At 61.9% G+C, this 11,751-nt stretch carries 10 protein-coding genes; 7 read left to right on the top strand and 3 right to left on the bottom strand.

The annotated features are described in order from the left end of the window. Positions 1-25: 25 nt before the first annotated feature. On the top strand, positions 26-436 hold the full coding sequence (locus MRK42_RS10900) for an SRPBCC domain-containing protein (protein ID WP_338612408.1): 411 nt from the start codon (positions 26-28) through the stop codon (positions 434-436). Positions 437-535: 99 nt separating this feature from the next. Here the strand turns inward: MRK42_RS10900 and smrB are convergent, their stop codons facing one another. Continuing rightward, positions 536-1,060 carry an endonuclease SmrB gene (gene smrB / locus MRK42_RS10895; RefSeq protein ID WP_338612407.1) on the bottom strand — a complete coding sequence of 175 codons (525 nt, stop codon included), beginning with the start codon at positions 1,058-1,060 and terminating at the stop codon, positions 536-538. 65 nt (positions 1,061-1,125) lie between these two features. Between smrB and prmB the strand changes: the two genes are divergently transcribed. The 3 genes from prmB (at position 1,126) to MRK42_RS10880 (ending at position 4,889) form a co-directional block, all read left to right on the top strand. Continuing rightward, positions 1,126-2,061: a 50S ribosomal protein L3 N(5)-glutamine methyltransferase gene (gene prmB / locus MRK42_RS10890; protein ID WP_026457121.1), complete on the top strand. Its 936-nt coding sequence runs from the start codon at positions 1,126-1,128 to the stop codon at positions 2,059-2,061. 12 nt (positions 2,062-2,073) lie between these two features. Beyond that, positions 2,074-3,162, top strand: a complete 1,089-nt coding sequence (gene aroC / locus MRK42_RS10885; RefSeq protein ID WP_225632486.1) for a chorismate synthase — start codon at positions 2,074-2,076, stop codon at positions 3,160-3,162. A 320-nt stretch (positions 3,163-3,482) separates the two neighbouring features. Beyond that, complete coding sequence (locus MRK42_RS10880) at positions 3,483-4,889, top strand: DEAD/DEAH box helicase (RefSeq protein ID WP_201939597.1); 1,407 nt, start codon at positions 3,483-3,485, stop codon at positions 4,887-4,889. Positions 4,890-5,086: 197 nt separating this feature from the next. Here MRK42_RS10880 and MRK42_RS10875 read toward each other — a convergent pair whose 3' ends face one another. Together MRK42_RS10875 and cra are read right to left on the bottom strand one after the other, a co-directional pair. After that, positions 5,087-6,280: an aromatic amino acid transport family protein gene (locus tag MRK42_RS10875; protein ID WP_224209680.1), complete on the bottom strand. Its 1,194-nt coding sequence runs from the start codon at positions 6,278-6,280 to the stop codon at positions 5,087-5,089. A 327-nt stretch (positions 6,281-6,607) separates the two neighbouring features. Further along, positions 6,608-7,594, bottom strand: a complete 987-nt coding sequence (cra, locus tag MRK42_RS10870; protein WP_338612406.1) for a catabolite repressor/activator — start codon at positions 7,592-7,594, stop codon at positions 6,608-6,610. 305 nt (positions 7,595-7,899) lie between these two features. On the opposite strand from cra, the gene fruB reads away from it, so the two are divergent. Genes fruB through fruA form a run of 3 tightly spaced genes read left to right on the top strand, consistent with a single transcriptional unit; the run spans position 7,900 to position 11,716 of the window. After that, a complete protein-coding gene (gene fruB / locus MRK42_RS10865; RefSeq protein WP_338612405.1) occupies positions 7,900-9,000 on the top strand; it encodes a fused PTS fructose transporter subunit IIA/HPr protein in 1,101 nt (366 codons plus the stop codon). Further along, complete coding sequence (gene pfkB / locus MRK42_RS10860; protein WP_216992378.1) at positions 9,000-9,989, top strand: 1-phosphofructokinase; 990 nt, start codon at positions 9,000-9,002, stop codon at positions 9,987-9,989. Before fruB ends, pfkB begins: the two co-directional genes overlap by 1 nt. After that, positions 9,986-11,716 (top strand): PTS fructose transporter subunit IIBC, encoded by a 1,731-nt coding sequence (fruA, locus tag MRK42_RS10855; protein ID WP_338612404.1) that lies wholly within the window; start codon positions 9,986-9,988, stop codon positions 11,714-11,716. Before pfkB ends, fruA begins: the two co-directional genes overlap by 4 nt. Positions 11,717-11,751 lie beyond the last annotated feature (35 nt).

Genomic DNA, 11,751 nt, shown 5'->3' with positions numbered 1-11,751 from the left:
CCTTGGTACAAATCGGGAGAGGGTGATGAAGATCAGCGTCGAGACGCGTGTCGAACAAGAGATAGAAGCGGTGTGGTGGGCCTGGAATGATCCGGATTGTGTGGCCAGATGGAATGCGGCTAGCGATGACTGGCACACGACCAGCAGTCGGGTCGATCTGGTGGTTGGGGGGCGTTTTTGTCATCACATGGCGGCCAGGGATGGCAGTGCCGGTTTTGATTTTACCGGCACCTTCACCCGCATCGAGGCACCCAACCTGCTCTGTTATGTGATGGATGACGGGCGAGAGGTAGAGGTTCGTTTCACCGAAGAGGCGGACGTGACGCACGTTCATGAACTCTTCGATGCCGAGACCGAGCACAGTGCGGCCGCGCAGCAGGCCGGTTGGCAGAGCATCCTGGATAACTTCAAGCGTTATGTGGAGGCCGCCGGATAGTGACCCGTCAGCGCCGATAAAAAAACCACCGCAAGACGTCGGTGGTTTTTTTATTGCGCGGTGCGCCTCTGGCGCAGGCCGTGGATAGTCGCGAGGGCGTTACTCTTCTATATCCAGCAGCACCAGGATGGCGCTGTCACCGCCCCATTCGCGGGGGGCCTGGTGGAATGCGCGCACATTGGGGTGCTGGGCCAGCCAGCTCGGGATACGCTGCTTGAGGATGTGTTTGCCGATGCCGTGCATCACGGAGGCGACGTGAATGTTCTCTTTTTGGCACAGGGTGAGCAGGGCGGCCAGCTCCTGCTTGGCCTGTTGCTGGGTCATGCCGTGCAGATCCAGATAAATCTCCGGCGGGTAGCTGCCGCGCTTGAGCTTTTTCAGCTCGAATTTCGACACGTCTTCACGCACGTAACGGGTCGGCCCATCCTCTTCCAGATGGGGCTGGTACTCATCGCTGAAATAGTGGTCAACCCCAAGCTTTTCGCGGCTTTCACGCTGTTCGCGTTTCTGCTTGACCGAGCGCAACTCGGCCCTTATGGTATCTTGCTTGATTTTCCGGGTACCTTTTATCGCATCGCGGAACAGCTGGGTTTCCTCGTCTGTCGGTGAGGGCGTTTTTTTCATCAGGTACTCGTCTTGCTCGCTTTGTAAAATTCTCGGGCCGGATATTACTCGACTTGGAGGTGGATTTGGACAAGATATTTATCGATGAGGTGGTTGCCGAGATGCACACCATCCAGGACATGTTGCGCTGGGCCATGAGTCGTTTCAACGACGCCGGTATCTTCTACGGACATGGGACCGACAACGCCTGGGATGAGGCTGTGCAACTGGTACTGCCCGCGTTGCATCTGCCGCCGGACGTTGATCCCGCCATGCGCCACTCCCGCCTGACCAGCAGCGAACGTCACCGTATCGCCGAACTCATTATTCGCCGTGTGCAGGAGCGGGTGCCGGCACCTTATCTCACCAACAAGGCCTGGTATGCCGGTTGGGAGTTCTATGTGGACGAACGGGTGTTGATCCCGCGCTCTCCCATCGCCGAGATGGTGGCCAACCGCTTCGCGCCCTTCCTCAAACATGAACCGACCCGGATCATGGATCTCTGCACCGGCTCCGGCTGCATCGCCATCATCATGGCTCACGAGTTCCCCGAGGCGGAAGTGGATGCCATCGACATCAGCGTCGATGCCCTCAACGTGGCCGAGCGCAACATCAATGATCACGGGCTCGAGCAGCAGGTTATTCCGATCCGCTCCGATCTGTTCCGCGATCTGCCGGCCGGGGACAAGTACGATCTCATCGTCTCCAACCCGCCTTACGTGGACTCCGAAGACATGTCGGATCTGCCGGACGAGTTTCGCCACGAGCCCGAGCTGGCGCTGGCATCGGGTTCCGATGGCCTCAAGCTCACCAAGCGCCTGCTGGCCCATGCCGCTGATTTCCTCAAAGAGGACGGCGTGCTGGTGGTCGAGGTGGGCAACAGCATGATCCACCTGGAGGCCCAGTTCCCCGAGATCCCCTTTACCTGGGTGGAGTTCGAGAACGGCGGCCACGGTGTGTTCGTGATGACCCGTGACGAGCTGGTGCAGTATCAGGATCATTTCGCCATCTACAAGAACTAAGCAGGAGCAAGCATGGCAGGGAACAGTTTTGGCCAACTCTTTCGGGTCACCACCTTTGGCGAGAGCCATGGCCTGGCGCTGGGCGCCGTGGTCGATGGCTGCCCGCCCGGGCTCGAGATAAGCGAAGCGGATCTGCAGGGGGATCTGGACCGGCGCAAGCCCGGCACCTCCCGCTATACCACGCCACGCCGCGAGCCGGACGAGGTAAAGATCCTCTCCGGGGTGTTCGAAGGAAAGACCACCGGGACCTCCATTGGGCTGCTTATCGAAAATACCGATCAGCGCTCCAAGGATTACTCCGATATCAAGGACTTGTTCCGCCCTGGCCATGCCGATTACACCTACCACCAGAAGTATGGCCAGCGTGACTATCGCGGCGGTGGCCGCTCCTCTGCCCGCGAGACCGCGATGCGGGTGGCGGCGGGGGCTATCGCCAAGAAGTACCTGAAACAGGTGCACGGCATCGAGATCATCGGTTTTCTCTCCCAGCTCGGTCCCATCAAGGCCGAGGCATTCGATGGGGCGCAGATCGAGCAGAATCCCTTCTTCTTTCCCGATGCGGGCAAGCTGGAGGAGCTCGATCAATTCATGCGCGATCTGAAGAAAGAGGGCAACAGTATCGGTGCCAAGGTGCAGGTAGTGGCCCGCAACGTGCCGGTTGGCCTGGGCGAGCCGGTGTTTGACCGCCTTGATGCCGACATCGCCCACGCCATGATGGGCATCAATGCGGTGAAGGGGGTGGAGATCGGTGACGGGTTTGCGGTAGTGGAGCAAAAAGGCTCCGAGCACCGTGACGAGATGACCCCGACCGGCTTTGCCAGCAACCATGCGGGCGGCATTCTGGGCGGCATCTCGTCGGGTCAGGATATCGTGGTGAGCATGGCGCTCAAGCCCACCTCCAGCATCACAGTGCCGGGCAAGACCATCACCACGGAGGGGGAGGCGACCGAGATGATCACCAAGGGTCGCCACGATCCTTGCGTCGGCATCCGCGCCGTGCCCATCGCCGAGGCCATGCTGGCCCTGGTGTTGATGGATCACCTGCTGCGCCACCGCGCCCAGAATCAGGGGGTGATGACTCATACCCCGCAGCTGCGCTAAAGGGTGTTATGCGCTCGTGGCCGAGGCCATGATCAACAAGGCGACCACGGGGTCGCCTTTTTATTGCCGCGCGTCATTTTTGCCAGAAAAGTCCCAAGGCTGGCATCAGTCAGTGGTTTTCCTTCCGTGCTGGGAGGAATGTCACATTTTTCTCGTCTATCCGAAGCAACTCCGCTAGACTGCGCCTCTATTCTTTCCCCTTTGCTCTGCTCCCCGGGGAAATCGTTGTTTTCTCAAGGCCCGGATCCTGCGAGATGGCATCGGCTCAGCAGAGGAGCCCCATCACGGATCCCCGGCGCCCCTATCCCTAGCAGGTAACTATGAGCTTTACTTCCCTCGGTCTGGCCGAACCCTTGTTGCGTGCCGTTGCCGAACAAGGTTACGACACCCCGTCTCCCATCCAGCAACAAGCGATCCCTGCCGTCCTGGCCGGCCGCGACCTGATGGCAGCGGCCCAGACCGGGACCGGCAAGACCGCAGGCTTCACCCTGCCGATGCTGCAGCGCCTGACCGAGAGCAAGCGCAAGGTCTCCCCGAACCGCATTCGTGCCCTGGTGCTGACCCCGACCCGCGAGCTGGCAGCCCAGGTGGGCGAGAGCGTGCGCAACTACGGCAAGCACCTGCCCATTCGCAGCCACGTGGTTTTTGGCGGCGTGAGCATCAACCCGCAGATGATGGCGACTCGCCGTGGTCTGGACGTGCTGGTGGCCTGCCCGGGCCGTCTGCTCGATCTCTACAACCAGAATGCCGTCAAGTTTGACGAGGTGGAGATCCTGGTGCTGGACGAAGCGGATCGCATGCTCGACATGGGCTTTATCCGCGACATTCGCCGCATCCTGACCCTGCTGCCGAAAAAGCGCCAGAACCTGCTCTTCTCCGCCACCTTCGCCGACGAAATTCGCGAGCTGGCCACCGGTTTGCTGGACAACCCGGCGGTGATCGAAGTGGCCCCGCGCAACAGCACTGCCGAGCGTATCGAGCAGCTGGTACACCCGTGCGACAAGGCCAACAAGATTGCCCTGTTGAGCCACCTTATTTCCAGCAACAACTGGCAGCAGGTCTTGGTGTTTACCCGCACCAAGCACATCGCCAACCGGGTTGCCGAGAAGCTTGAAAAAGACGGCATCAGCGCCGCCGCCATCCACGGCAACAAGAGCCAGGGGGCCCGTACCCGCGCCCTGTCCGGCTTCAAGGATGGCAGCGTGCGCGTCATGGTGGCGACCGACATCGCGGCTCGTGGTCTGGATATCGACAAGCTGCCGCAGGTGGTGAACTTCGAGCTGCCGAACGTGGCGGAAGATTACGTGCACCGCATTGGCCGTACCGGCCGTGCCGGCGCCGCCGGTCACGCCATCTCCCTGGTAGCGGCGGATGAGGGCAAGCTTATCAAGGCCATCGAGCGTCTGACCAAGCAGAGCATCCCCTGCGAGCAGGTGGCGGGCTTTGAGGCTTCTCGCGAGACCCTCGACAATATCGCCCGTGGCATCGGTGCGCCGCTGCGCAAAGAGCCCCGTGATCCGAGCGAGCAGCGCCGTGCGCCGCGCCCGCAGGGTCAAGGCCAGCGTCAGGGCGCCGGTCGCTCCGGCAATGGCGCGGGTGGTAACGGTGGTGGCAATCGCACTGGCAACGGCGGCAAGCCCAAGCCTCAGGGTGGCCAGCGTCCGGCCGAAGGCGCCGGCAAACCGGCCCAGGCCCGTCGTCCGCGTCGCGCAAGCCACAATCAGTAATTGGATCGGGAGCGCTTCCGCTCTGCTCGGTTGATCTCACAAGCCCTGCCAATCTGGCAGGGCTTTTTTGTGCCCGCGATCCGGATTCCGCCCTCCGTTTTGGGGATCTGACTTGCTGGATGCAAAACGGGATAGAAAAAGCCCCGCCAAGTTTATTGGCGGGGCTTTTGAACTTCTGTCGTGCGGGAGGCGGGTTTTTACAGCGCCGGCAGCAGACCCATACTGACGCTCACCTGTACTCCGACGATCAGCACGCCCATGGCACCGGCAAGTCCCAGTGCCAGCACGCCGCCCGGGGCGCGGTAGTGGTGCGTCTCTGCCTGCTTGCGGCTCTGCCACACCAGGGCCACTGGCAGCAGCACCGCCAGCACCGCCAGCGCGATGGCCGCGTAGCCCAGCGCCATGATGAAGCCCTGCGGGAAGTAGAGGGCAAACAACAGGGGCGGCACGAAGGTGATGAGGCCGGTCTGGGTGCGACCCTGCCAGTTGTCCTTGCGACGGGTCACCTTGGCCATGAAGTCGAACAGACCCAGGGTCACCCCGAGGAAGGAGGTAGCCAGCGCCAGATCCGCAAACAGGTGCATGGCCTGGTTGAACGCAGGCCAGCTGACCAGCTTGCCGACGCTGGCGAGCAGGCTATCGAGTGCGCCGCCGTTGGTGAGCAGGGCCTCTTGTCCCAGCAGCCCCAGAATGGCCACCTGCCACAACACATAAAGGATGAGCGGCAGGGCGGAGCCCCAGACAAAGACCCGGCGCAGCTGCTTGGGGCAATCACCCAGGTAGAGCATCACGCTCGGGATGGAGCCGTGAAAGCCGAACGAGGTGAAGATCACCGGCAGACCCGCCAGCAGTAGCCCTTGGCCCAACGGCATGGAGAGCAGGTGCTGTCCCTCGGTGCGCGGCAGCAGCAACGCCAGCACCGCCACCATGATCACCAGTTTCACGGTGAACATCAGGCGATTGAGGTAATCCACCGAGCGGGTACCGATGCAGACCATGCCGCCAAACAGCAGGGTGAAGGCCCAGGCGGCCTGCTCCTGGCTGAGAGGAATTTCGGCGTCTGCCAGTGCCTGGGCCAGCAGGCTGCTGCCGCCACTGATGTAGGCGGAGGCGAGCGAGTAGAACAGCATCAGGATGCAGAAGGAGGCGATGCGTTTGCCCCAGGGGCCGAGCAGGTGATCTGCCAGCTGGTGCAGGTACCACTTGCCGGTGGTGAGGCTCGCTTCCACCTGCAGCATGGCGGTGAAGGCCATCAGGGCCCACAGGCCGATCATCAGCACCAGTGTCGCGGGGCCGCCAAGGGAAGAGGAGGCCAGCGGCAGGGCCAGCATGCCGGCGCCTATGGTGGTGCCAGCAATCAACAGGGTACAACCCAGGGTTTTGGTATTCATGGAGTCCATCCGAAATCGAGCGTGAAAGTGTAAACAATACGTGCCATTGGCGGTGTCGGGGCGCCTCCGGGAGTGAGACCGGAGGCTAGCAATATCGGAGTGAACCCATCGTTACGAAAAATCCATTGGATGTAAAAGATGGTTGCCAAGTTAACGGATCAAAATATCGGAAACAACCCCTTCAAGGCAGATTTTGTACTGCAGTCCTGAGATAGGTGGAAATAAATGATGACAAGGGGACTAGTTTGATGAAAAAACGCGCTGTGGCAATGCCGTTGCCATCAGCGCGTCAACTTATTGTGCCAGCCGGAAGGGAGGAGGAGGGGGTCAGCGTCGGCGCTTGAGGGTACGGCTCACATAGTGCAGGCCGCACTGATAGTCACCGTTGACCGCCTTGATGGCGAGCGCCAGCGCCTGGCTGGCGAGGGCATCGTGCTGCTGGGGCAGGGAGTTGATGCCAAAGGGGAGGAAGTCGAGCAGCCGATCGTCGCCGAAAGTGGCCATGGCGAGCCGGCTCATGTCGGCCTCCTGCTCTATCAAATAGTCGAGCACCCCCTCCATCAGGATGTAGGAGGTGGTGATCAGCGCTTCGGGCAACTGGCCAAGTTGCTGGTGTAACGTCTTGATCAGGCGATAGCCCTCGGTACGGGAGAAATGGGCCCCCTCGCACAGATGGCGCTCGGCGCTGTGGTTGGCAACGGCCTGTTCGAAGCCGGCGCGGCGCTCCTGGCTGATCGTAAGGTGCGGCAAGGCAGTGATCAGGGCGATGTGGTGGATAGCCGGGGTGAGCAGGGAGGCGGTGAGATCAAAGCTCGCCTTCTCGTTTTCGCTGGCGACGGTCACGAACTTGTCGGCGGTCATGGCCCGGTCGATGGCCAGCACCTGGATGCCGCGTGCCTGCAGGCCCGGGTAGAAGGGATCGTCTGGCGGCAGGCAGCTGGCCACCAGCAGAGCGTCCACGTGGCGGCTGGCCAGCATCTGGGCCAGCTCCTTCTCGGTGGCGGGATCATCTTCCGAGCAGACGATGAGCAGCTGATAGCCATGGGGTCGGCTGCCCTGTTCGAGGCGTTTGGCCAGCTTGGCGTAACTGGCGTTCTCGAGGTCGGGCAGGATGAAGCCGAAGGTTTTGGTCTGGCCACCGCGCAGGGAGGCGGCGCGACTGTCCGGCTGGTAGTTGTGGGCGGTCACCACCGCCATCACCTTGTCACGGGTCGCCTGGCTGATGCGGTATTGATCAGCCTTGCCGTTGATCACATAGCTGGCCGTGGTGCGCGAGACACCGGCGAGGGCGGCGATTTCATCCAGTTTCATCATATCGACTCTGTTCGAGTTGCAAGGCCCACGGGCACTGTGCCGGGTGAGGGCGGCGAAAAGTGTGCGCGGGATCATATCATTGAAAAGCACTCTTTGTGGGTACTTGATCAATTCGCTGAAACGATTCAGTCTGAGTGTAAGTGAAACGATTCAGCTTGTCAGCAGACAATCGATGGACGGGGATGAAAACCCGATAGGCCCGCGAAGGGATGCAATCCGGTCTATTGTCAGCTGATAAATGACCCGCATTGTCAATTGTGATGAGCCGGCGTCCCTCGGGCGCCAGGATCGGATGGAGGATCCCTATGTTGAAGTTGGAGCAACGGCAGATTTTGCTGGGGCAGTCGGTAGCGACCAAGGCTGACGCCATCGCATTGCTGGCAGATAAGCTGACCGAAGCCGGTCTGGTGGAGGCGGGCTACGTGGAAGGGATGCTGGCCCGCGAGGCGCAGCACGCCACCTATCTTGGCAGCGGCATCGCCATTCCCCACGGCACCACGGACACCCGCCATCTGGTGAAGAGTACAGGCGTCATGGTGGCCCAATTCCCGCAGGGGATTGAGTGGGACGAGGGGCAGATCGCCTATGTCGCCATCGGCATCGCCGCCAAGTCTGACGAGCACCTGGGCATCCTGCGCCAGCTCACCCACGTGCTGGGTGACGAGCAGGCAGCCGCTCAATTGAAAGAGGCTACCGATGCCGACACCATCATCAATATCCTGACCGGCGCGACGGCAGCAAAAGAGGTGCAGTTTCTGACCCTGGCTGACTTCCCGGCCGATGATCGCGACCAGCTGCTGCTGGGCGCCGCCGCCCGCGCCAAATCCGCCGGCTGGGGGGACGCCGCCATGGTGAGCGCGCTGCTGGCAAGCGAACCTGCTTATCTTGGTGAGGGGATCTGGTTGGCCCGCGCGCAAGCCGCCCAGACCGGCTGGTTGCTGGCGACCCCAAGCAGTGTATTGACGGCGGGCGATCTGCCGGTAAATGCCATGTTGCTGCTGTGCGCGGCCGATGCGGGCCACCTGCCACAACTGGATAACCTGGCCAAACTGGTAGCAGCAGGTCAGCTCGGGACGCTTGCGGGCAGCGAGGGGCTTGCCATGCTGCAGGCGGGGCCGGCGAGTGGTCTCTCAGATACTTTCACCATCATCAACCCCCACGGTTTGCATGCCCGTCCGGGCGCCATGTTGGTCAAGGTGGCGAAGGAGTATGAATCGGATATTCGGGTGGCGAATCTGGATGGCAGCGGCGAGGCGGTCTCCGCCAAGAGCCTGATGAAGGTGATCGGCCTTGGTGTCAAGTGCGGCCACCGTCTGGCGTTTCGCGCCGAAGGGCCGGATGCCGAAGCAGCCCTCAAGGGGATCGGCGCGGCCATCGCCGCGGGTCTGGGCGAGGGTGCGCACTGATGGAGATCGTCACCATTACCCTCAATCCGGCGCTCGATCTCACCACCCGCCTCGACGCCATGCAGCTTGGCGAGGTCAATCTGGTAAGCGAGGCCTCCTTGCGCGCCGCCGGCAAGGGGATCAACGTCGCCATGGTGTTGAAAGATCTGGGCCGTGACGTGGGGCTGACCGGCTGGCTTGGTGAAGGCAACCAGCAGAGCTTCGTCTCCCTGTTTGCCGAGCGGGGCCTGACCGACCGCTTCGTGCGTGTGGCGGGCAGTACCCGCATCAACGTCAAGATTTCTGAGCAATCCGGTCGGATCACCGATCTCAACCTGCCGGGGCTTACCATTCACGAAGAAGAGGTACAGGCGCTGGAGGCTGTCATCGACGAGCTGGCCCCGCACACTGACTGGTTCGTGCTGGCGGGCAGCCTGCCCAAAGGGGTGGCACCTGACTACTGCGCGCGCCTGATCAGCCTGCTCAAGGCCAAGGGCAAGCAGGTGATCTTCGATTGCAGCGGCGCTGCCTTAAGCGAAGGGATCAAGGCGGCGCCGACTCTGGTCAAACCCAATCTGGAGGAGCTCGGCCAGTGGGCGGAGCGTCCCATCAAGACCCTCGCAGAGCAGGCCGAGTGTGCCCGTGCGCTGCAGGCAAGCGGGATCCCCCACGTGGTGATTTCCAACGGCGCCGATGGTCTCATCTGGTTTGGTCCGGATGCCACTTGGCAGGCCACTCCGCCGCGCATGCAGGTGGTCAGCACGGTGGGTGCCGGCGATTCCCTGGTGGCCGGGCTGGCTCATGGTCTGAGCCTTGGCTGGGCGCCGGAGCAGACCCTGCGTATGGCCACCGCCGTCTCTGCGCTGGCGGTCAGCCAGGTAGCGGTCGGCTTTAGCGATATCAAGGTATTGAACCCCTTACTCGAGCAGGTGCGTCTCACCCGTCTGGATGAGCAGGCACAGGCTCATTGCAATACTCCCTCAATGGAAAACTCAGGAGATGCCCAATGAAAGCAATCTTGGTTACGGCTTGCCCGGCGGGCATTGCCACCAGCTTTCTCGCTGCAAAACGGATAGAACAGCAGGCCAAACTGGCAGGCTGGGAGCTCACCCTCGATGTCGGCTCCAGCGTGCAGCCCCGTCAGGTACCGGGCAAGGAGCAGATTGCCGCAGCCGACCTGGTGCTTGTTGTTGCCAGCACTCAGGTGGATCTCGCCGCCTATGACGGCAAGCGGGTCTATCAGGGGAGCATGGATCTTGCTCTGCAGGATCCGGCTGCGCTCCTGGACGCAGCCACCAGTGGCGCCAGTGTCTATCGCCATCAGGCTGCCCCGGTCACAGCCAAACCGGCAACCACAGGAGCCAAGCGCATCGTGGCGGTAACAGCTTGTCCCACCGGCGTGGCCCACACCTTTATGTCGGCAGAAGCGCTGGAGACCATGGCCAAACAGCTGGGCCATCAGATCCGTGTCGAGACCCAGGGCTCGGTTGGTGCACAGAATGCCCTGACCGCGGACGAGATTGCTGCTGCCGATCTGGTGTTCCTCGCCACCGACATTGAAGTGGACATGGCCCGCTTCGATGGCAAGCCTGTCTATCGCACCAGCACCGGCGCGGCGCTCAAGAAGACCCGTGCCGAGCTGGATAAAGCCTGGAGCGAAGCCAAGGTGTATCGTCACAGCGGTAGCGCCTCGCCGAAGAAAGAGGAAAAGGCAGGCCCTTACAAGCACCTGCTGACCGGCGTCTCTTTTATGCTGCCCATGGTGGTGGCGGGTGGCCTCATCATCGCCATCTCCTTCATCTTCGGCATCGAGGCATTCAAGCAGGAAGGTACCCTGGCCGCGGCCCTGATGCAGATCGGTGGCGGCTCCGCATTCGCCCTGATGATCCCGGTGCTGGCCGGCTACATCGCCTATTCGATTGCTGATCGCCCGGGTCTTGCTCCGGGTATGATCGGCGGCATGCTGGCAAGCTCCCTGGGCGCGGGTTTCCTCGGTGGCATCGTCGGCGGTTTCCTTGCCGGTTACAGCGCCAAGTTTCTGAGCGACAAGGTGCGCCTGCCGGTGACCCTGGAAGCACTGAAACCCATCCTCATCATTCCGCTCTTTGCCAGCCTGTTCACCGGCCTGGTGATGATCTACGTGGTGGGCGGGCCGGTCGCCGGCATCATGAGTGCCATGACCGAGTTCCTCAACAACATGGGCTCGGCCAACGCTGTGCTGCTCGGGATCATCATCGGCGCCATGATGTGCTTCGACATGGGGGGTCCGGTCAACAAGGCGGCTTATGCCTTCGGGGTGGGCCTGCTTGCCTCCAAGACCTATGCACCCATGGCAGCCGTGATGGCTGCCGGCATGGTGCCGGCACTGGGGATGGGTATCGCCACCTTCCTCGCCAGCAAGAAGTTCATCAAGGCGGAGCAGGAAGCGGGCAAGGCCTCTTTCGTGCTGGGTCTGTGCTTCATCTCCGAAGGGGCCATTCCGTTTGCCGCCAAGGATCCGATGCGCGTCATCCCGGCCTGCATGGTGGGCGGCGCCCTGACCGGTGCGCTCTCCATGTTGTTTGGCTGTGAGCTGGTGGCGCCCCACGGTGGCCTGTTCGTGCTCTTTATTCCAAACGCCATCAGCCACGTCATGATGTATATCGTGGCGATTGCGGCGGGGTCGCTGGTGACCGGCGTCACATACGCCATGCTCAAGCGCGCCGAGCAACCGGCAGCCAAGCTGGCGGCGGCCTGACAACAGCAATGACATTCACCAGGCGGCCTGCGGGC

It is taken from the genome of Aeromonas sp. 19NY04SH05-1, assembly GCF_040581895.1.
GTDB classification, from domain to species: Bacteria; Pseudomonadota; Gammaproteobacteria; order Enterobacterales; family Aeromonadaceae; genus Aeromonas; species Aeromonas enteropelogenes.
Note: the sequence above shows the minus strand (reverse complement) of the source record. Positions and strands in the feature narration are given on the sequence as shown.